The organism is Ornithinibacillus xuwenensis, from assembly GCF_039614845.1.
Taxonomy (GTDB): Bacteria; Bacillota; Bacilli; order Bacillales; family Amphibacillaceae; genus Ornithinibacillus; species Ornithinibacillus xuwenensis.
Genome location: NZ_JBDIML010000002.1, coordinates 78,393 through 100,551 on the forward strand (window position 1 = coordinate 78,393; position 22,159 = coordinate 100,551).

At 35.7% G+C, this 22,159-nt stretch carries 21 protein-coding genes; 13 read left to right on the forward strand and 8 right to left on the reverse strand.

What is annotated here, in order from left to right:
- Positions 1 to 104 precede the first annotated feature (104 nt).
- Entirely contained in the window at positions 105 to 1,052 is a 948-nt protein-coding gene (locus ABC228_RS06230; protein WP_345824246.1) for a YaaC family protein, read from the forward strand.
- A 20-nt stretch (positions 1,053 to 1,072) separates the two neighbouring features.
- On the opposite strand, the gene ABC228_RS06235 is transcribed toward ABC228_RS06230, so the two are convergent.
- The 8 genes from ABC228_RS06235 to dnaA all read right to left on the reverse strand — a co-directional run bounded on the left by ABC228_RS06235 (position 1,073) and on the right by dnaA (position 11,382).
- Positions 1,073 to 2,176 carry an HD-GYP domain-containing protein gene (locus ABC228_RS06235; RefSeq protein WP_345824247.1) on the reverse strand — a complete coding sequence of 368 codons (1,104 nt, stop codon included), beginning with the start codon at positions 2,174 to 2,176 and terminating at the stop codon, positions 1,073 to 1,075.
- A gap of 85 nt (positions 2,177 to 2,261) precedes the next feature.
- A complete protein-coding gene (gene gyrA, locus ABC228_RS06240; RefSeq protein WP_345824248.1) occupies positions 2,262 to 4,775 on the reverse strand; it encodes a DNA gyrase subunit A in 2,514 nt (837 codons plus the stop codon).
- A gap of 108 nt (positions 4,776 to 4,883) precedes the next feature.
- On the reverse strand, positions 4,884 to 6,803 hold the full coding sequence (gyrB, locus tag ABC228_RS06245; protein ID WP_345824249.1) for a DNA topoisomerase (ATP-hydrolyzing) subunit B: 1,920 nt from the start codon (positions 6,801 to 6,803) through the stop codon (positions 4,884 to 4,886).
- 30 nt (positions 6,804 to 6,833) lie between these two features.
- Positions 6,834 to 7,112, reverse strand: coding sequence for an extracellular matrix regulator RemB (gene remB / locus ABC228_RS06250; RefSeq protein WP_345824250.1), 279 nt, complete (start codon positions 7,110 to 7,112; stop codon positions 6,834 to 6,836).
- 50 nt (positions 7,113 to 7,162) lie between these two features.
- Positions 7,163 to 8,275 (reverse strand): DNA replication/repair protein RecF, encoded by a 1,113-nt coding sequence (recF, locus tag ABC228_RS06255; protein ID WP_345824251.1) that lies wholly within the window; start codon positions 8,273 to 8,275, stop codon positions 7,163 to 7,165.
- A gap of 23 nt (positions 8,276 to 8,298) precedes the next feature.
- Positions 8,299 to 8,520 (reverse strand): S4 domain-containing protein YaaA, encoded by a 222-nt coding sequence (gene yaaA / locus ABC228_RS06260; protein ID WP_345824252.1) that lies wholly within the window; start codon positions 8,518 to 8,520, stop codon positions 8,299 to 8,301.
- A gap of 192 nt (positions 8,521 to 8,712) precedes the next feature.
- Positions 8,713 to 9,849 carry a DNA polymerase III subunit beta gene (gene dnaN, locus ABC228_RS06265; RefSeq protein WP_345824253.1) on the reverse strand — a complete coding sequence of 379 codons (1,137 nt, stop codon included), beginning with the start codon at positions 9,847 to 9,849 and terminating at the stop codon, positions 8,713 to 8,715.
- 189 nt (positions 9,850 to 10,038) lie between these two features.
- Positions 10,039 to 11,382 (reverse strand): chromosomal replication initiator protein DnaA, encoded by a 1,344-nt coding sequence (gene dnaA, locus ABC228_RS06270; protein WP_345824254.1) that lies wholly within the window; start codon positions 11,380 to 11,382, stop codon positions 10,039 to 10,041.
- Between the two features lie 698 nt (positions 11,383 to 12,080).
- Between dnaA and rpmH the strand changes: the two genes are divergently transcribed.
- The 12 genes from rpmH (at position 12,081) to ABC228_RS06330 (ending at position 22,131) form a co-directional block, all read left to right on the forward strand.
- Entirely contained in the window at positions 12,081 to 12,215 is a 135-nt protein-coding gene (rpmH, locus tag ABC228_RS06275) for a 50S ribosomal protein L34 (protein ID WP_010094630.1), read from the forward strand.
- A 172-nt stretch (positions 12,216 to 12,387) separates the two neighbouring features.
- Positions 12,388 to 12,729, forward strand: coding sequence for a ribonuclease P protein component (rnpA, locus tag ABC228_RS06280; RefSeq protein ID WP_345824255.1), 342 nt, complete (start codon positions 12,388 to 12,390; stop codon positions 12,727 to 12,729).
- 138 nt (positions 12,730 to 12,867) lie between these two features.
- Positions 12,868 to 13,632, forward strand: a complete 765-nt coding sequence (gene spoIIIJ, locus ABC228_RS06285; RefSeq protein WP_345824256.1) for a YidC family membrane integrase SpoIIIJ — start codon at positions 12,868 to 12,870, stop codon at positions 13,630 to 13,632.
- Positions 13,629 to 14,243 carry an RNA-binding cell elongation regulator Jag/EloR gene (gene jag / locus ABC228_RS06290; protein ID WP_345824257.1) on the forward strand — a complete coding sequence of 205 codons (615 nt, stop codon included), beginning with the start codon at positions 13,629 to 13,631 and terminating at the stop codon, positions 14,241 to 14,243. The genes spoIIIJ and jag overlap by 4 nt, the downstream gene beginning before the upstream one ends.
- 136 nt (positions 14,244 to 14,379) lie before the next feature.
- The gene (locus ABC228_RS06295; RefSeq protein WP_345824258.1) at positions 14,380 to 14,631 is read left to right on the forward strand and encodes a hypothetical protein; all 252 of its coding nucleotides are present in this window, start codon (positions 14,380 to 14,382) and stop codon (positions 14,629 to 14,631) included.
- Positions 14,632 to 14,652: 21 nt separating this feature from the next.
- Positions 14,653 to 14,871: a YozQ family protein gene (locus ABC228_RS06300; RefSeq protein ID WP_345824259.1), complete on the forward strand. Its 219-nt coding sequence runs from the start codon at positions 14,653 to 14,655 to the stop codon at positions 14,869 to 14,871.
- A gap of 262 nt (positions 14,872 to 15,133) precedes the next feature.
- Positions 15,134 to 16,510, forward strand: coding sequence for a tRNA uridine-5-carboxymethylaminomethyl(34) synthesis GTPase MnmE (mnmE, locus tag ABC228_RS06305; protein ID WP_345824260.1), 1,377 nt, complete (start codon positions 15,134 to 15,136; stop codon positions 16,508 to 16,510).
- 33 nt (positions 16,511 to 16,543) lie between these two features.
- Positions 16,544 to 18,427, forward strand: coding sequence for a tRNA uridine-5-carboxymethylaminomethyl(34) synthesis enzyme MnmG (mnmG, locus tag ABC228_RS06310; RefSeq protein ID WP_345824261.1), 1,884 nt, complete (start codon positions 16,544 to 16,546; stop codon positions 18,425 to 18,427).
- An 80-nt stretch (positions 18,428 to 18,507) separates the two neighbouring features.
- Positions 18,508 to 19,224, forward strand: a complete 717-nt coding sequence (gene rsmG / locus ABC228_RS06315; protein ID WP_345824262.1) for a 16S rRNA (guanine(527)-N(7))-methyltransferase RsmG — start codon at positions 18,508 to 18,510, stop codon at positions 19,222 to 19,224.
- Positions 19,225 to 19,496: 272 nt separating this feature from the next.
- Positions 19,497 to 20,360 (forward strand): nucleoid occlusion protein, encoded by an 864-nt coding sequence (gene noc, locus ABC228_RS06320; RefSeq protein WP_345824836.1) that lies wholly within the window; start codon positions 19,497 to 19,499, stop codon positions 20,358 to 20,360.
- Between the two features lie 180 nt (positions 20,361 to 20,540).
- Positions 20,541 to 21,314, forward strand: coding sequence for a ParA family protein (locus tag ABC228_RS06325; protein ID WP_345824263.1), 774 nt, complete (start codon positions 20,541 to 20,543; stop codon positions 21,312 to 21,314).
- Entirely contained in the window at positions 21,295 to 22,131 is an 837-nt protein-coding gene (locus ABC228_RS06330; protein ID WP_345824264.1) for a ParB/RepB/Spo0J family partition protein, read from the forward strand. Before ABC228_RS06325 ends, ABC228_RS06330 begins: the two co-directional genes overlap by 20 nt.
- Positions 22,132 to 22,159: the final 28 nt, after the last annotated feature.

A 22,159-nucleotide genomic window follows, 5' to 3' on the forward strand; every position in this document is an offset into this window, starting at 1 on the left:
TATTCAAATTTTTCTAATAAAATACAACTGCTCTCCTACCTGTTTATTCATTGGGTAAAACATTTATTAATTGTTTTTTGGATGTTTAGAAAAGAGGACTTTAAATGCAATTTCATGACATAGATTCTTTTTATACTTATTTACAATCGCAGCAGACTGCCCAAAAATACTTATTGAATTGTTATAAACGGATAGATGGGGTAGATGCAGAGGTGAAGAGCTATGAAAATTGTAATGTGTTTCTTTATTACTTAGAGCATGGTAGGCACTATTATGAGGCAGGAAAACAGCTGGATATGGTCATTAAACCTGTTATGTTTTTTTATGGGATGGCACATCTGTTGAAAGCTAGTATTTTAACCATACGCCCAAACTATCCAGAATCTACAACGGTGTTGGCACATGGTGTTTCTACGAGAAAACGGAAAAAGAAAAATTATACTTTTTTAGAGGACGAAGTGAAAATTCAGCATAATGGTTTGTTTCCATACTTCTCTGAGCATCTTTTTAAGATGAAAAACATTCCGTTTGAAAAAATCACAATGAACGCATTATTAAAGTTAATTCCCGAATTAATCGTATTATTTCAATTTGAACAAGATGAATCATTGATGCATATTGGAGAGATTGGGGATACAACGATTACCATTCATAAATCGATCTGTGATGACTTAAACTTAACAGAGAATGCATTTATGAAGCGTTTAGAAGGATATCTACCTTCCATCGAAACAATGAAGAGTAACGCAAACGATATTACCATTCAGTTGAATGAGCCATTTTTGGATGTGAAAGGGCCATTTTTTGTCCATTCGAATCAATCTATTTATATTCCGAAAGATCGAGAATATTTTTATCCATTATCTGAAATTATGATTCATTATCTATTGCTATATAATCTAAGTATGCTTTCACGCTATGAAGCAGAGTGGTGGGGAGATTTACTTACAGCGAAGCCTGATTTAGATTATCCACTTATCAAAGCGTTTCTTTCCATTACACAATCAAAAATACCACTTTTAATTGGTAACCTTCTTTATCAAAATAAATAAAGACCCAGCTTAGCTGGGCCTTAAGTAGATAATATTTCATTAATAAAAAGATTTTTATTATTGCTAAGCGTAATAATTTCTCCATTATCCAGACGTACAATTGGTCTTGTTGGATGTTTATGCTCAATAAACACAATTTCGCCAACCTGTTCATTGGATAGAGAGACCCTTGTTCCAATGGAGAATTTAGCAATGGAATCAACAAAAACCTGTACTACTCTCGGATCAAGCTTTGTAAACTGCTCTTTTTGAAGCTCCTCAATAACTTGAAAAGGGGATTGCTTTTTACGATAATATCGATCACTCGTCATGGCATGATAAATATCACTGACAGCAATTATTCTCGCATATCCATGTATTTTTTCATGGGATAAACCTAGTGGATATCCACTACCATCAATTCGCTCATGATGCTGTAATACCGCTAATTTTACTGTATAAGGAATAGAGGAAATATTTTCGACCATTCGGTAAGAATAGGTTGGGTGATTCCGAATCTCGAGCTTTTCTTCTTTGGTTAGAATACCCTCTTTTATGAAAGCAAAGTCCTCTAGCCTTGCCATACCAGCATCACTTAATAATCCAGCTAATGCAATTTGGTACCATTCACCTTTTTGATAGCCCATCTTTTTACCCAAATATGCGCTTAAAATCGATACAGATACACAATGATGGTAAAAATAATCCTTTTTATCGGCATATTGATGCAATGCATATACTGCGGAGCCGATATCATCCATACGATCAATGAGCGGTAAGATTAGATTTCGAACAGCTAAGTTATCAATTGGAACTGTATTTTGCCATCCCTTAAACAGCTTCTTAAAATTCTCTACCACATATAAGTAATGTTCTTCAAATGATCGATTAGTGATTGGTTGATTAGAATCCTCAATCTTGTGATCTGTCTTGGTGATTTCCTCTTTTTTTCCTTTTGGTTTAAAGACCGTTCCTTCTGCAAGCCTTTCAGATACATCGACCTCTTCGATTAAAAACTTGGATAAGATCATGATATGCTTTTCTGTTAATACTGTTTTCTGTGGGATAATTGGCTTGTTCGTTTTTCCTTTCACATCTCGTAAAAGGACACAACCAGGGACTAATTGTGATGGTGAAACACGCATTTCTTCCCCTCCCTTTCATGAGTAAGCTGACTCTAAAAATCGATTACCGATATTTTTAGAGTCACCTCAAGATAAGCATTCTCTTTTACTCTGATTCTACATCGCTGCTATTTTCAATAGATTGATCAATTTCTTCATCAGCTTGAGCAGAATCAAGCTCCTCATCATCTTCATGATCTATTTTTGCTACTGTTGCCACACTCTCATCCTCTTGCAAACGAATCAAACGAACCCCTTGTGTGTTTCTTCCGGTTTGTGAGATTCCTTCTACAGGAATTCGAATTAGTACACCAGCTGCTGTTATAAGCATAATATCTTCTTCACCGGTTACCGCTTGTACCGATACCACATGGCCAGTATCCTCTGTTAACTTAGCCGTAAAGATACCTTTACCACCACGATTTGTTATTCGGTACTGATCCTCCGGTGTACGTTTACCAATACCTTTATTCGTTACATGTAAGATTTGTAATCCTGGCTCTAAAATTTCCATTGACACAACTACATCGTCATCACGTAAGGATATTCCACGAACACCAGCTGCTGTTCTACCCATTAATCGAACCTGTTCTTCAGGGAAGCGTATGAGAGAACCATTCTTCGTTGCAATCATAATATCTTTCGTACCATCTGTTAAACGTACTGAAATTAATTCATCATCCTCACGTAACCCTAACGCAATTAATCCACCTTTACGTATATTCGCAAACTGTGATAATTGAGTACGTTTGGAAATCCCTTGCCTTGTTGTAAAGAAGAAATTCCAATCATCACTAAACTCATTAACAGAGATGACTGCGTTTACCCATTCTCCTTTTTCAATTTGCAAGAGGTTAATTAGTGGAATTCCTTTAGCCGTACGACTATATTCTGGAATTTCATAGCCTTTTACTTTATAAGCCTTACCTTTATTGGTAAAGAATAAAATCGTATCATGTGTTGTGGTAGATACTAAATGCTCTACGAAGTCATCTTCATTTGTTCCCATACCTTGGATGCCTCGTCCACCACGTTTTTGTGTACGGTATGTAGACGAAGGAAGGCGTTTTATATAGCCCTGATGGGTTAAGGTAATAACAATATTTTCTTCCGGGATAAGGTCTTCATCCTCGAAGAAGTCTGCACCACCAACCGTGATTTCCGTACGTCGCTTATCGCCATACTTTTCCTTAATCTCGGTTAATTCCTCACGGATGATTTCTAATACTTTTTCATCATCTGCTAGGATTGCTTTTAGTTCTTCAATTAGTTTTAAAAGCTCGCTATATTCATTTTCAATTTTTTCACGTTCTAAGCCCGTTAAACGTTGCAGACGCATATCTAAAATTGCTTGTGCTTGTTTTTCGGTTAGCTTAAAGCGTTCGATTAAACCTTCTCTTGCAATATCAGCCGTTTTGGAATTACGAATCAACGCAATCACTTCATCCAAATGGTCTAGTGCAATTCGCAAGCCTTCTAAGATATGTGCACGTGCTTCTGCTTTCTTGAGATCAAAAGCAGTTCGACGTCTAATAATTACTTTTTGATGTTCTAAGTAATATTCAAGACATTGTTTAATATTTAATACTTTTGGCACACCATCAACAAGTGCTAATGTATTCACACCAAATGTTGTTTGTAGTGCTGTGTATTTATAGAGATTGTTTAGTAAAACATTTGCATTTACGTCACGACGTAGCTCCATTACAATACGCATACCATTACGGTCTGACTCGTCACGTAAATCTGTAATTCCTTCGATTCGCTTATCACGAACTAGCTCTGCAATCTTTTCAATCAGCTTCGCTTTGTTTACCTGATACGGCAATTCCGTTACAAGTATCGTTGATTTACCATTTGCATGCTCTTCAATTTGCACCTTCGCACGAACCGTAATAGACCCCTTACCAGTTTCATAGGCTCTTCTAATTCCGCTTCTGCCTAAAATTTGTCCGGCAGTAGGGAAGTCTGGTCCTGGTAAATGCTCTTCCATAATCTCATCAATTGAGATTTCTGGATTTTTACTCACAGCTAATACGGCATCAATTGTTTCACCAAGGTTATGTGGGGGAATATTAGTAGCCATACCAACCGCAATACCAGATGCACCATTCACTAGTAGGTTAGGAAATCTTGCTGGAAAAACTACTGGCTCTCTCTCTGATCCATCATAGTTATCTTGATAGTCAATCGTATCTTTATTAATATCACGCAATAATTCCATTGATATTTTTGACATTCTTGCTTCCGTATAACGCATTGCGGCAGCGGAGTCACCATCCACTGATCCAAAGTTCCCATGACCATCTACTAACGGATTTCGATAGCTAAAGTCCTGTGCCATACGTACCATTGCCTCGTACACTGCGGAGTCACCATGTGGGTGATATTTACCGATAACTTCCCCAACGATACGGGCTGACTTTTTATATGCTTTATCCGAATGCATACCTAAATCATTCATTGCATATAATATTCTTCGATGTACAGGTTTCATTCCGTCCCTGACATCTGGTAGAGCACGTGCGACAATAACACTCATTGCATAGTCAAGAAAGGACGTACGAACTTCCTGGCTTATATTAATTTCTTGTACACTTCGACGTTCCTGATCCGCCATAGATTAAACCTCCTAATAACGTGCGTAGGCAAGCCTTAAGCGACGTTAAGACATGCCAGCACTTGAAAACAAAAAATCACGTTTTATTTTAAATTCAGTTATCGAATATTAAATATCTAAGTTTTTAACATAACGGGCATTTTCTTCAATAAAGTTACGACGAGGCTCAACCTTATCTCCCATTAGCATATCAAATACATGATCTGCGTCCATTGCATCCGTTAATTCAACTTGTAGCAAGGTACGATTTTCAGGATCCATAGTAGTCTCCCAAAGCTGCTCTGCATTCATTTCACCAAGACCTTTATAGCGTTGAATTCCTGGCTTTGGAGCTTGTGGTAATTCTCCTAGGATTCTGTCTAGCTCTTGATCATTATAAGCATAATGAACGGCTTTCCCTTGTTGAACTTTATAGAGTGGTGGTTGTGCAATATACACATACCCATGTTCAATTAATGGACGCATAAAACGATAGAAAAATGTTAAGAGTAACGTACGGATATGCGCGCCATCGACATCCGCATCCGTCATAATAACGATTTTATGATAACGAGCTTTCGAGATATCAAAGTCATCTGCAATTCCAGCGCCAAGTGCTGTTATCATCGAACGTACTTCGTTATTCGATAAAATACGATCTAAACGTGCTTTTTCAACGTTTAGAATTTTACCACGTAATGGAAGAATTGCTTGGAAGTGACGATCTCTTCCCTGCTTTGCCGACCCACCCGCAGAGTCACCCTCAACGATATATAATTCACTGATTTCCGCATTTTTAGAAGAGCAATCCGCCAGCTTACCCGGAAGGTTCGAAATATCAAGTGCACTCTTTCTTCTTGTTAAATCTCTGGCTTTCTTTGCAGCTGCTCGTGCACGTGACGCCATTAAGCCCTTCTCAACAATAATTTTACCAACAGAAGGATTCTCTAATAAGAATTTATAAAACAGTTCACTGAAGATAGAATCTGTAATTGTACGGACTTCACTATTTCCTAATTTGGTTTTGGTTTGTCCCTCAAACTGTGGATCTGGATGTTTAACGGAGATAATAGAGGTAATTCCTTCTCGCACATCGTCTCCAGTTAAATTCGTTTCACTTTCTTTAATTAAATTGTTTTTGCGGGCATAATCATTAATGACACGTGTTAATCCGGTCTTAAAGCCAGATTCATGTGTACCACCTTCATACGTATGGATGTTATTGGCAAAGGAATAGATGCTGCTTGAAAATCCTTCATTATATTGAATAGCAACTTCCACAGCAATCCCTTGATCTTCACCCTCAGCATAGAACGGCTCATGTAATACTTCTTTATTACGATTGATGTACTCAACGTATTCACTAATTCCACCTTCATAGAAGAATGACATTGGCTCATCATCCGTACGCTTGTCTTGAATGGAAATGCGAATACCTTTATTAAGAAATGCTAGTTCTCGTACACGTTGAACGAGTGTTTCTAAATCATAAGTAGTTGTTTCCGTAAATATTTCAGGATCTGGTTTAAAGTGAGTAGTCGTACCGGTATGGTCTGTTTCACCGACTACTTTTAATTCTTCAACTGGAACACCACGTTCAAATGCTAGATAATGAACTTTTCCATCACGGTGAACGTGAACTTCCAAATTAGTAGATAATGCATTTACAACGGATGCACCAACTCCATGAAGTCCTCCAGATACTTTATATCCACCACCACCGAATTTACCTCCGGCATGTAATACAGTCATAATAACTTCTACTGCAGGCTTCCCTGTTTTTTTCTGGATATCAACAGGAATACCACGTCCGTTATCAATAACAGTAATACTATTATCTTCTTCGATAATAACTTGAATATGGTCACAGTACCCAGCTAATGCTTCATCAATACTGTTGTCTACGATTTCCCATACAAGGTGATGTAAACCTTTCTCACTAGTTGATCCAATATACATACCTGGTCTCTTACGTACCGCTTCTAAGCCCTCAAGAACCTGAATCTGATCGGCGTTATATGATTGCTCTGATTGTAATTTTTCTTCCATTGCCATTATTCCACCTACATTCTACTTGAATTATTCTATTTCGAGCTCGTCTGAATAATCATCAAGTTTGCTTATTGTTGAAATCATGCTTGCCCGCTTTTTTAGCGTTGCTACGGATAGCGTGCTTATATATAATAAATCATTCGTTATGACGACTGATTTTGCATCAATCTCAGGTCCAATTACCTTTTCATGATTATTGGCCATCATTTCCTCCATAATCGTAGATGATGAAATGATACTATAGTCGATTATGGAGACAATATCGTTTGAACGAATAACATTTCCATTACCAATATGAATAAACAAATTTTATTCCCCCACCATTTTTCAAAACCTCTGTCATTTACAGAACGATTTTAGTACGTAACTGTTCCGTTTTTAACCCGGAAAATTTCAGCTTTTTCCAATGTTTCATGATGAATTCCGTCAACACTAGTAGTCGATACAAAGGTTTGAACTTTTCCTTGGATGGTATTTAAAAGATGCGATTGTCGAAAATCATCTAATTCACTTAACACATCATCAAGTAGAAGTATTGGATATTCACCTACCTCATTATAGATAAGATCAATTTCAGCGAGCTTTATCGATAAAGCAGTTGTACGTTGTTGACCTTGAGAACCATAGGTTTGGACATCCTTACCATTTACATAGAAAAGAATATCATCTCGATGTGGTCCAATTAGAGACGTTCCACGTTCAATCTCTTTTTCTTCTATTTGCTTGAATTTCTCCTGATAATTACTTTCTATTTTTTCCTTAGTTGTACTTTCTAATACTTCAATCGTTGGTGAATACACGATTTCAAGCTCTTCCAATTCATGACTAATTCCATGATGAATTGGCTTTGCCCACTTTCTTAATAGCTCTAAAAAGGCAAAGCGACGTTCTAGTATTATACTGGCATGTTCAACTAATTGCTCGGTCAGGACACCAAGCATTACCCGATTTATCGTTCGGTCTCGCTGCATTTGTTTCAGTAGATGATTTCGTTGTTTTAATACTTTCTGGTATTGCCCTAGATGATAGATATACCGAGGCTGTATTTGACCTAACTCCATATCAATAAATCTTCTGCGTATTTGAGGAGGTCCTTTGACTAAAGTTAAATCTTCTGGTGCAAACATCACAACATTTAAATTACCAATGTAATCACTTAATCTTCGTTGTTCTAAATGATTTAACTTGGCTTTTTTCCCTTTAGTAGATATAACAAATTCTAGTGGAATTGTTTGATTTCTCTTTTTAACCCTACCTTCTATTTTAGCATATTCCTCATCCCATCGGATTAATTCTTTTTCCTTTGATGTTCGATGGGACTTCGTGAATGCAAGAAGATAGATTGCTTCCATAAGATTTGTTTTACCCTGAGCATTTTCACCTATAATTACATTGACCTTATCATCAAACCGAATTTCCAAATTTTGGTAGTTGCGGTAATTCTTTAATTTTAATTCTTCAATATGCATTTAGAATTCCTCATTTTGGGAACTTAGTCTTTTTTTTCAACAATAAAAGATCCTGCACCCTCAATTTCAACGACATCATGATGGTATAGCTTTCTTCCACGCCGATGTTCCATTTCGCCATTTACAAGAACACCTTGCTCTTGTAAAAATGCTTTTACCATTCCACCAGATTCCAATATATTGCAAAGCTTAACAAATTGACCTAGTGTAATATAGTCCGTGCTAATTTCGATGGATGTATGCAAATTTCTCACCAATTTTCCATTGTGTATTTAATAATTATCTCTAATAACCATTTTACTAAAGTTTTTAGCTTTAGGAAAGGTAAGATACTAAAAAAGCATTTTAAACGTTTCTACATACTTAAAAATGCTTTCTATAGACATAAAAAATGACTTTTATCATTTCTACAGATGGTAAAAGTCATTTTTTAAAATTTAATACGTTCTAACAGGTAGAATTAATTGTAAGATAGAATGGTCATTTTCAGGACGAATGATAAATGGTCTCATGGCTCCTGTGAAATCAATTTTAACCTCTTCAACATCCATTACCTTTAATGCATCCAACATGTATTTAGAACTGAAAGATATCTTCAGCTCTTCTCCATCAATGGATTTAACCGTCAATTCCTCTGATACTCTTCCTACTTCTGGAGAATTACTGGTAATTTCTACTTCATTATTTTCTTTTGTGGATAACCTTACTACATTGTTTCGTTCTTCTCGTGCAAGTAAAGAAGCACGATCAATACTGCTTATTAATTCCTTTGTTTTTACATGTAATACCGTTTTACTTTGCTCTGGAATTAATCGAGAAGTTTCTGGATAGTTGCCATCTAATATTCTAGATAAGAAGTTTAGATGCTTGGTACGGAATAAAATTTGATTACTCGTCACACTAATTTCAACCGTTTCTTCTGTATCATCCAGAATTTTATTCAACTCATTTAAGCTTTTACCTGGAACGACAATGCTAGAGAACTTCACATTTGATGTGTTAACAGGTACCTCTCTCGCTGCTAAACGGTGACTATCTGTTGCAGTGAAGGTTAATTTACCATCTTCAAGTGAAATATTTACTCCAGTTAGAATTGGTCTAGTCTCCATTGTTGATACAGCGAATACAGTTTGCTTTATAAGACTTTTTAAAATATCAGTTGGTATTTCAAAGCTATCATCTGTTTGAAGTTTTGGTAAATGTGGATACTCTTCAGCATCCTGGCCATTTAAATTGAATTCTGCTTTACCAGAACGAATCGTCACTTTTAAATTTTCATCTGCAACGATTTCAACGGTTTTCTCAGGTAATTTACGAACAATATCCGGGAAGTATTTCGCTTGTAATACAATACTGCCTTCTTCAATCTCTTCCACATTAACAATTCCATTTTCCTCTGCAGGTATATAGGATTCAATGGAAATATCAGAGTCACTACCTGTCAATGTAATACCATGTTGTTTCGCTTCAATTTTCATACCAGTTAGTATTGGAATTGCTGTTCTTGAAGAAATTGCTTTCATTACATCCTGAACACTATCAATTAATTGATCACGTTGAATAATAAATTTCATGAAAAAAATCCTCCTAAAGGATGTTATATATATTTATTTTATTTATAAAAAAAAACAGTAATAATAGTAATAAGGGCTGTGATTATGTGGATAACTAGGAAAAAGCTTGATGATTATTAGTTATCCACATGTGTATAAGTTGTATATAAGTGTGTATGCCTTATCCACGTTATTAACAGGTAATTTCATTTATAGCGAATGTAATTGCTGCTTAATTTCTTCAATTTCTTTACTTAGAAGGGAATCATTCTCCATCATTTTGCTAATTTTCTCGTGCGCATGTATGACGGTTGTATGATCACGTCCACCAAACTCTTCACCGATTTTTGGTAAGGAGTAATCCGTTAATTCCCTAGATAAATACATCGCTATTTGTCTAGGAAACGCAATCGATTTTGTACGTTTCTTAGCAATGAAATCGTCTGTTTTCACATTATACTTTTCCCCGACAACCTCCATAATAGTAGGAATGGTTATCATACGAGGCTTATTGTTTGGAATAATGTCCTTTAAGGCATCTGCTGCAAGTGCGGCATCGATATCCTGATTGACTAGTGATGAATAAGCGACAACTCGAATTAAAGCGCCCTCTAGCTCTCGAATATTGGTATCGATTTGATTTGCTATATAAAGCATAACTTCGTTTGGTATATCTAGCCCCTCTGCTTTAGCCTTTTTCGTTAATATAGCAATCCTGGTTTCTAAATCTGGAGGAGTAATATCTGTAATTAATCCCCATTCGAATCTAGAGCGTAATCGGTCTTCCAGGGTTGGTATTTCTTTTGGAGGACGATCACTTGAGATAATAATTTGCTTATTTTCTTCGTGAAGTGCATTAAAGGTATGGAAAAATTCCTCTTGAGTCGATTCTTTTCCAGCAATAAATTGTATATCATCAATTAATAGCACATCGACATTTCGGTATTTATTACGAAAATTTATCGTTTTATTGTCCATAATGGCATTAATAAATTCATTCGTAAATTTTTCCGATGACAAATAGACCACTTTTGCATTTTTATTATGCTCCAATACATAGTGACCAATCGCGTGCATTAAGTGTGTTTTTCCTAATCCAACTCCACCATATATAAATAGGGGATTATATGCCTTTGCCGGCGCTTCTGCAACTGCAAGTGAAGCAGCATGAGCAAAACGGTTTCCTGAACCGATAACAAACGTATCAAATGTATATTTCGGATTTAACATCGTTTTTCCATCATGCGCATCATTGATTTGAGGAATTGGTTTTGGTTCAGGCTTTATATCATCCTCTTCAATAATGGATTCCGGAATAATAAATTTAATCGCAAGTTTTGATCCTGTAATTTCTAATACGATATTGGAAATTAGTTGTGTATATTGTTCTTCTAGCCAATCTCTAGCAAATTCATTAGGAGCTGAAATGGTTAATGTGCTGCCTTCTAGTGACTCGGCCTTTGTGTTTTTTAACCATGTATCAAAGCTTGGCTTACTAATTTTTTCTTCTATCTTAACGAGAGTAGCTTTCCAAAGATCATGAATATTTTCCAATTTATTTTCCCCCCTTTCAAAAGAAACCTAATAGAATAGACTATTTAAAGAATAAAAAACCTCTCTCTATCTTGATGTTGCATATTTTGGTTAACTGCAGCATAAAGATGGAAAGGTAAGCAATCTATTATATTTTTTTATTCTAATAGAAAAAAATAATTAAGAGCTGCTGTGGATAATTAAGCATTTAATTACTAAGCATTCAATAGAGTTATTCGCAGATTACGAAAATTTGTGGATAACGTTAAAAACAGGCATGTGAATAAATGTCCACAGGATATCCACAAATTGTGTATAAGTTTTATGGTGATAGAACTTACTAACATGTTAAAACACAACTATAATATCAAAAAAATCCCAGTTCTGCAATGGTTTTTCGACAGTTATCCACAATATCCATCTATTGTAGACAATTTTTATTCACACTACTATATTTTGTGATTATCTTGTCGACAAATACTGTGGATAATATTTTAAGTGAGAAATTGTGTAAACAGGTTGTGTGGATAAGTTAATTTAAAATGGAATGTTGACGATAGCATGATTTTTAAGTATAATTACGAAGACTGTCTAATTGGTTAGATGTTTTATTTAGCAGATAAGAAAGTTTTTGATTTCTCTGCTTAAGTATAACGATGGTATTTGCTAATTAGTGAATAGCAGCGTAAAATATTGATCCCTCGGGGAGGTGCAACATAATGAAAAGAACGTTTCAACCAAATAATCGTAAACGTAAAAAAGTACATGGCTTTCGCGCACGTATGAGCACAAAAAACGGTCGTAAAGTTTTAGCTCGTCGTCGTCGTAAAGGAAGAAAAGTATTGTCTGCATAGGCCACTGAAATATCAGTGGTCTTTTTTCCGGTTAAATCTATAAACTTGTTTTATAGGGATAAATTTAATAAATGGAATAAACTTGTAAGCAGTGGTTCAAAATGGTAGATAAAAGGAGTCCATTGCTTTTTATTTACATAAAGAAGTGTCTTTTTGGCGTAAGGTGATGAAAATGAAGAAAGCATTTCGTGTGAAAGATAATAAAGAATTTCAATTGATTTTTAAAAAAGGAAAGTCCTTTGCGAATAGACAATTGGTTATTTATTATATGAAAAAACCGGATCAAGCACATTTTCGAATAGGGTTATCTGTTGGGAAAAAAATTGGAAACGCTGTAGTAAGAAATCGTATTAAGCGATATTTACGAGAAGCATTCCACGAGCTAGAGGATAAGATTCAGTCTCCATATGATATTATCGTAATAGCTAGACAACCAACCAAGGATATGGATCTAATCTCTATTAAAAAAAGCCTAAATCATTTGTTATCGAAAGAAAGGCTGTTAAAAAAGTAATTTCAACTAAGTTTAGGATAGAATGTGTATGAGGTTTATTGTAAAATATGTGTTATATATAGGGTTTGCATAAAGAAAGTAACTTGTTGAAGTTTGGACAAGATTTATTTGTTTTGGATTAGTTAGGAGGAGCAAAAGTTGCGAAAGAAGTTATTTTTAATTGTCATGTTAATCGGTTTGGTTGCAATTTTATCTGGTTGTACGGAAATCAATGAACCGATAACATCAGAAAGTGAAGGGATTTGGAATACATATTTTGTATATCCATTATCACAGTTACTCATGTATTTTGCTGAACTATTTAATGAAAACTTTGGGTTATCGATTATTCTCGTAACAGTTATTATCCGTACAGTTTTACTTCCATTAAATATTAAGCAGTTAAAAAGTCAAAAAGCAATGCAAGATATCCAACCAGAATTAAAGGAAATACAAAAAAAATATAGCTCAAAGGATGCAAATACACAGCAAAAGCTACAGCAGGAAACAATGGCATTATTCCAAAAGCATGGTGTAAACCCATTAGCTGGATGTTTACCGATTTTCATCCAAATGCCAATTCTACTTGCGATCTATCATGCAATTATGCGTACAGATGCTATTGATGGCCATTCATTTTTATGGTTCCCATTAGATGAAAAGGATTTAATCCTTCCATTTATTGCTGGTTTAACGACATTCCTACAGCAAAAGCTGATGATGTCTGGAAGTGCTGGTGCAAATAACCCACAAATGACAGTGATGCTTTATATGATGCCTATCATGATTACTGTATTTGCTTTCATGTTCCCAGCAGCATTAGCGCTTTATTGGGTAATTGGTAACTTATTTATGATTGCACAAACCATTTTTATTCGTAAGCCAATGATGAAGGATACGAATACTGGGGGAGACAAAAAGTGAGAGAAATAACTGCTACCGGTCAAACAGTTGATGAGGCGGTCCAATCAGCTTTAGAGCAGTTAAACACGACGAAGGACCAAGTGCAAGTTACGATTATAGATGAAGGTAAAAAAGGTATTCTTGGGGTATTTGGTGCAAAACGTGCTATTGTCAAAGTTGCAATCACGAAAAATCCAATCCAAGAAGCTGAAAAGTTTGTACGTGATGTCATCAAGAATATGAATGTTGATGCTGAAATTGATACAACTGTAGAAGGAAATCATGTCAGTATTAATTTAAGTGGTGAAAAGATTGCATTGTTAATTGGCAAACGCGGTCAAACTCTAAATGCATTGCAATATTTAGTTCATCTTGTTGTGAATAAAGAAGGTAATCAATACCATACGGTAACAGTAGATGCAGAAGGATACCGTGAACGCCGTAAGGAAACACTGGAAAATCTTGCCATGAGAATGGCTGAAAAGGCAAAGCGTATTCGTAAGAAAGTAGCGCTTGAGCCGATGCCTGCATATGAACGGAAAATTATTCATAGTGTATTGCAGGATGAGAGTGGTATTTCAACTTATTCTGACGGAGAAGAGCCACATCGACATGTCGTCATAAAACCATAATGGTAAGAATTTTAAAAACCTCTGGGAAAACCAGAGGTTTTTTTTGTATGAGCTCCTAATCAATTGTTTTTTAAGTATGTTTCTAAAAATCTGCCTCATACTAACGAATAGCTAGTTGTAAAAAGGAGAAGATGACGTGGAGCAATTTTCCGGTGCAATTTTTAATGGTGAAATCGAACCAGGTAGCTTCTATCTGACACAAGTGAAGAATATTCCAACCGCTTCTTCTTTATCAATTGACCATATAAACAAACTTACGGAATATTTGAATGCACAAAAAGAATCCTGCACGATAACAGTTAATGATCAAATCCCAATGTTATTAAATGAGCAAGATATGAATCATTTGCTGCAAGATTTAAAAGCAATCGTAAGTATTTTATCTTAATAAGGAAAGGAAGTAACCAATATGAATGATAAGAAAAGAAATAGCGGTGCAAATGAAGTTGCAGAAAAGCAATATGATGTGACGGGTTACCAAAGTAGTAATCAGGTAGAAAAAGGAATGGCCATTACACATGAACAAGCTACAGATGCCTATACAGAAGGAACAATTGAAGCGAAAATTGATGAATTAGATGAACAAGGTGAATTGAAGAGCCATAATGGTGAAGATATACACAGGTAATTACATGAAAAAGGTCTTAACTTGGTTAAGGCTTTTTTTTATGGATAAGTGAAATAATATTGAGTGAAATAAACTTATGCACATGTGGATAACTGCTTATATAAAGTTTCAAAAAATATTATTGTGGATAAGTTTATTTTTGTGATGAGTTGTGTTATTCTATTAAGTTAGTGACGCTAAATTATGTGTTGCTACTTTTGATTGATAATTAATGATGGTTATAAATAGATAAAGTAAACAATGTGTTGGAGGTGAATCAGAAATGGAAACAGAAACAATTACGGCTATATCAACGCCAATAGGTGAGGGTGCGATATCAATTGTTCGATTAAGCGGGCCTGATGCAATTGATATGACAGCAAGAATATTTCAAGGAAAGAACTTACTTGAAGTAGACTCACATACGATTCATTACGGAAAGATTATTGATCCATTAACAAATGAAGTGGCAGAAGAAGTAATGGTTACGGTAATGCGTGGTCCGAAAACATTTACAAGAGAAGATGTCGTAGAAGTGAATTGCCATGGTGGATTGGTGTCGGTGAATAGAGTGTTAGAGATTGTGCTTAGTCAAGGCGCACGTCTAGCAGAGCCAGGAGAATTTACAAAACGTGCTTTTCTCAATGGACGAATTGATTTATCACAAGCTGAGGCAGTAATGGACTTAATTCGTGCAAAGACGGATAAAGCAATGAATGTTGCTTTAAAACAAATGGATGGACGGTTATCAAATTTAATTAAAAAGTATCGCCAATCGCTTCTTGAAACGGTTGCACATGTTGAAGTAAATATCGACTATCCAGAGTATGATGATGTAGAAGAAATGTCACAGGATATGATGCGACAAAAAACAAAAGAAGTACTTGCTGAAATCGAGGAGCTATTAAGTATTGCGAAGCAAGGGAAGATTTTGCGTGAAGGGATTGCCACAGCCATTATTGGTCGTCCAAATGTAGGGAAATCCTCCTTATTAAATGCTTTAGTACAGGAAAATAAAGCAATTGTTACGGACATTCCTGGAACGACAAGGGATATTATTGAAGAATATGTAAATGTTCGAGGTATTCCTTTACGATTAGTGGATACAGCTGGAATCCGTGATACCGAGGACATTGTTGAACGAATCGGTGTAGAGCGTTCACGACAAGCGTTAAAAGAAGCGAATCTTATCTTATTTGTACTCAATCATAATGAGCAGCTGTCTGAAGAGGATTTACGATTATTTGAAGCAATAAAAGGTCTTGAGTATATTGTTATTATTAATAAGACAGACCTCGAACAGAAATTAAATATTGATGAAGTGCAAAGGTTAGTCGGTGACAATACAATTGTCTCAACCTCCTTATTAAAGGAAGAAGGCATTGATGAATTAGAATCTGCTATTGCAAAATCATTCTTTTCAGGTGATATTGATACCGGTGATTTAACGTATGTATCAAATGTAAGACATATTCAGTTACTAAAACAAGCGAAGCAAGCTCTTGAAGATGCAATTGCTAGTCTTGAAATGGGAATGCCACTAGATATCGTGCAAATTGATGTAACGAGAACATGGGAGTTTCTAGGTGAAATTATTGGCGATACTGCTAGTGATAGTTTGATCGATCAATTATTCTCGCAATTTTGTTTAGGAAAATAGATAAAATGAATGATATAGAAAGGATGAGTAATTATGGTATATAATGCAGGGCATTATGACACGATTGTTGTTGGTGCAGGCCATGCAGGTGTAGAAGCCGGCCTTGCTGCAGCTAGAATGGGTGCAAAAACCTTAATGCTGACATTAAACCTTGATATGATTGCTTTTATGCCATGTAATCCTTCAGTTGGTGGACCAGCTAAAGGTATTGTTGTTCGTGAAATTGATGCCCTTGGTGGCGAGATGGCTAAAACAATCGATAAAAGCTATATTCAAATGCGCATGCTTAATACAGGAAAAGGTCCTGCTGTTCAAGCTTTACGTGCACAAGCAGATAAACCTATTTATATTAAAGAAATGAAACAAACACTAGAGAATCAAGAAAATCTCACACTTCGTCAAGGGATGGTTGACAGTTTAATTATGGAGGACGGAGTTTGTAAAGGTGTGTTAACGGAAACTGGTGCAGCATATCATGCTGAAACAGTTATCATCACAACTGGAACATTTATGCGTGGAAAAGTCTTAATGGGTGATTTGGAATATGAAAGTGGACCAAATAACCAACGACCTTCTATTAAACTCTCTGAATATCTCGAGACATTAGGTGTGGAATTGGTGCGTTTTAAAACGGGTACACCTCCACGTGTGAATAGTCATACGATTGATTATTCCAAAACAGAAATTCAACCAGGCGATGATAAGCCACAAGGATTTTCATATGAGACTACGGAATTTATTTCAGATCAGATTCCATGCTGGTTAACGTACACGAATGAGTTCACGCACAATATTATTAATGAGAACTTAGGATTATCTGCAATGTATTCTGGTATGAAACGAGGCACTGGACCACGTTATTGTCCATCAATAGAGGATAAGATCGTGCGGTTTAATGATAAGCCTCGTCATCAAATTTTCCTAGAACCAGAAGGAAGAGATACAGAAGAAGTATATGTACAAGGCTTATCAACATCATTGCCTGAATCGATTCAACATGAAATGCTTCGTTCTGTTCCTGGATTAGAAAATGCTGAGATGATGCGACCTGGTTACGCAATTGAATATGATTCCATTGTTCCAACGCAATTATGGCCAACGCTAGAACTGAAGAAGGTGCCAGGCTTATACACTGCTGGCCAAATTAACGGTACCTCTGGTTATGAGGAAGCAGCTGCACAGGGAATTATGGCAGGTATTAACGCAGCAGCAAAAGTGCTTGGCAAAGACCCTGTTATTCTGGATCGTTCGCAAGCATATATCGGTGTATTAATTGATGATCTCGTGACGAAAGGTACTAAAGAGCCATATCGTCTGTTAACATCACGAGCAGAATATCGTCTTCTGCTACGTCATGATAATGCTGATTTACGATTAACTGATATCGGATACGAGCTTGGACTAATTTCGGAGGAGCGTTATCAAAAGTTTCTAGATAAGAAGGATTTTGTACAAGAAGAGAAGAAACGTCTCCAAAAAATTGTTCTAAAGCCAACTGAAGATGTTCAAAGCATGTTGGAGAGTGCTAATGCTACTCCATTAAAGGATGCAGTGAAAGCTTATGATTTATTAAAACGCCCAGAACTAACCTATCGTCTTCTAGAACAAGTAATCGAAACTGCTGGTATACCTGAAGATGTGAAAGAACAAGTGGAAATACAAATTAAGTATGAAGGGTATATTAAAAAAGCGAATGAACAAGTAGACCGTATGAAGAAGATGGAAGATAAGAAGATTCCTGCTGATATTGATTATGATGCAATCGGTGGTATTGCTACAGAAGCGAAAGAAAAGCTTAAGCAAGTACGACCTTTATCAGTAGGGCAGGCATCTAGAATATCTGGCGTTAATCCAGCAGATATATCCATTTTACTTGTTTATATTGAGCATGGAAAAATCGCTAAAGTAGCGAATTAATTGAAGTTGTTTTCAAAAAGTCGACATCTTATGTAGTCGACTTTTTGAACATACATAACGGATGATGAAGGAGATATCAAATGAATGCCATGCAATTTGCAGTTGAATTAGAGAAAAAGGGTATCCAATTAACAGATTGGCAATTAGAGCAATTTAATATATATTTCAAAACACTTGTCGAATGGAATGAGAATATCAATCTTACTGCATTAACAGCTGAAGAAGACGTGTATTTAAAGCATTTTTATGATTCGATATCTGCAGCGTTCTATCATGATTTTACAGTAGAACAGCATATCTGTGATATTGGTGCTGGTGCAGGTTTTCCAAGTATTCCGCTCAAAATATGTTTTCCACAGTTAAAGGTTACCATTGTTGATTCGTTACAAAAGCGTATTGGCTTCTTAAATAATCTTGCTGCACAACTAAAGCTTACAGATGTTGCTTTCTACCATGATCGTGCTGAAACATTTGGTAAGAACAGTAAGTTCCGAGAATCCTATGATACGGTAATGGCAAGAGCTGTTGCAAGAATGTCGGTATTAAGTGAGTTATGTTTACCAATTGTAAAGAAAAATGGTGTATTTATTGCCATGAAGGGTGCACAAGCAAAAGAGGAGTTAGACGTAGCTAGCACAGCTATTGAAGTTCTCGGTGGTCAGGTGAATTCCATTCATACTTTTACGCTTCCAGAGGAAGAGAGTGAACGTTCCATTATTCTCATTGATAAGAAGAGACAAACACCTAAGAAGTATCCAAGAAAACCTGGAACACCAAATAAAGAGCCAATCGAATAACATACTAATAGGGAAAACAAGCGTTTTTCCTATTTTTTATTTATTTCTATTTAATAGAACATATCCATCTATTCAGGAGTATGATAAAATAGGCTTAAGGTGAAATCTGTGGTAAACTATAATAGATTGCGCTTGCTTACTAAGGCATTTTTACTGTGTTTTACATAACAGTTTTTCAAAATGTTTCACGTGAAACATTTTAATAGAAAGAGAGATATGTGTACGAAACATCTATCAATCTATTTATTTATTATAAAAGGTGGTGTCTGATGATGGTAAGTCCATTTAACCGCATTTTTGGTATTGGTGAAAAAGAAAATGGAAATGGAGAAGTCGAGGAAGAATCCTATCATCCAGATGAAGTCATACAGCTTCCAGTTAAACAAATACAACCAAATAGGTATCAACCAAGATCAATCTTTAATGAAGAGAAGATAACGGAGCTTGCTAAAACGATAAATACGCATGGAATTATCCAGCCTATCGTAGTTCGTAAAATAGATAATGAACATTATGAGATTATTGCTGGTGAACGTAGGTGGCGTGCAGTTCAATTATTGGGCTGGGAGAATGTATCAGCAATTGTTCGTGATATGAATGATACGCAAACTGCATCCGTAGCTTTAATTGAAAACTTACAGCGAGAAGAGTTAACTGTAATTGAAGAGGCTGTTGCTTATGCGAAGTTGCTAGAATTACAAGGATTAACACAAGAAGCATTAGCGCAAAGGCTTGGAAAAAATCAATCTACAATTGCAAATAAGCTTCGTCTCCTTAAATTACCTGAACCAGTCCAGCAAGCATTATTAAGCAAGCAGATTACGGAAAGACATGCGAGAGCACTTATAAAATTAAAAGAAGAACCCGTACAATTAAAACTACTTCAAGAAATAATTGAGCATGAGCTTAATGTGAAGCAAACGGAAGAACGTATTGAAAACTTGAATAGTACAAATGAAAAACCGAAGCGAAAAAAGCCAGTATTAAAAGGGATTAATAAAGACATTAGAATTGCAATGAATACAATAAGGCAATCATTAAATATGGTGTCTGATACTGGAATTGATATTGAGTCTGACGAACAGGACTTAGATGACTATTATCAAATAACCATTAAAATACCGAAGAAAAAATAGAATACGATAAATTTGGCTACCCCCATCATCATCGATGGGGGATTATTATGGATTTTTGCTAGTATTCGTAGAAATTACGCGTAAAAACATTTCATTTCTATAAAAAATAGCAAATTTAATAGTTTTTACAATAGAAAAAGTGATAAAATAAATAGTATATCGTTTTAGGTAGGTGAAATCATGGGGAAGATTATGTCCATCGCGAACCAAAAAGGTGGCGTGGGTAAAACGACTTCATCCGTTAATCTAAGTGCATGTTTAGCTCACTTAGGCAATAAAGTATTGTTAGTGGACATTGACCCACAAGGCAATGCAACAAGTGGAGTCGGTATAAATAAAGCAGATATGAGCAAATGTGTTTATGATGTGCTAGTAGAAGATCTTCCAGCGAGTGAAGTATGTGTTCCAACTAGCCTTGATAATCTTGATATAATTCCAGCAACAATTCAATTAGCAGGTGCTGAAATTGAGTTAGTACCAACTATTTCACGTGAAATACGTTTGAAGAAGGCATTAGAAGAGGTTCGTAATAAGTATGACTACATTATTATTGATTGTCCTCCTTCACTAGGTTTACTAACATTAAATGCTCTTACTTCATCGGATTCTGTATTAATTCCAGTTCAATGTGAATATTATGCGCTTGAAGGTTTAAGTCAATTATTGAATACGATACGTCTAGTTCAAAAACATTTGAATAAGGACCTAATGATTGAGGGAGTATTACTTACAATGCTTGATGCTAGAACAAATTTAGGTATTCAGGTAATTGAAGAAGTTAAAAAGTACTTCCAAGATAAAGTCTATAATTCTGTTATTCCAAGAAATATTCGTTTAGGTGAAGCACCAAGTCATGGTCAACCGATTATTACGTATGATCCAAAGTCTAAGGGTGCTGAAGTATATTTAGAGTTAGCGAAGGAAGTGATGGCCAATGGCGCGAGGGTTGGGTAGAGGACTTGATGCATTTTTCCCTGAAATAGAGGAAAAAGATGATGATGTTGTTCAACAAATACCGATAAAAGAATGTAGACCAAATCCTTATCAACCTAGAAAAACATTTCACACCGATGCTATTGAGGAACTGAAGGAATCCATCCAAGAATTCGGTATTATACAGCCATTGATTGTTCGTAAAAGTATAAAGGGCTTTGAAATAGTAGTAGGGGAAAGACGTTTTCGTGCAGCTAAAGAAGCTGGTCTTTCTGAAGTCCCGGCAATTGTAAAAGAGCTTACAGATGAAAAAATGATGGAATTAGCATTGTTAGAAAATCTTCAGCGCGAGGATTTAACGCCAATTGAAGAAGCACAAGCATATGCTAATCTCATGAAAGAGCTGAATATTACACAGGAAGAGTTATCCAAACGATTAGGTAAAAGTCGTTCACATATCGCCAATCTTGTAAGACTCCTTGGACTTCCTGAGCCAATTATTGCCTATATTAATAATGGAGAATTATCAATGGGGCATGGGAGAGCACTCTTAGGACTGAAGGATAAAGAAAAGGTAAATCCTTTAGTGAAGAAAATTCGCTCCGAGAAGTTAAATGTAAGACAGGTTGAAAAATTAATAATTTTATTAAATGAAAAACCATCTAAGAAAAAAGTTAAGCCAAAGAAAGATATCTTTTTACAGGAAAGAGAATCTGTATTAAGGGACAAACTTGGAACGGCAGTTAACATTCAACGAGGTAAACGAAAAGGTAAGATTGAGATTGAGTTTTACACAGACGATGACTTAGAACGAATCATTGAGGTCTTAGAAGGATGATTCAATAGTTAATTAATGATTGGGCTGG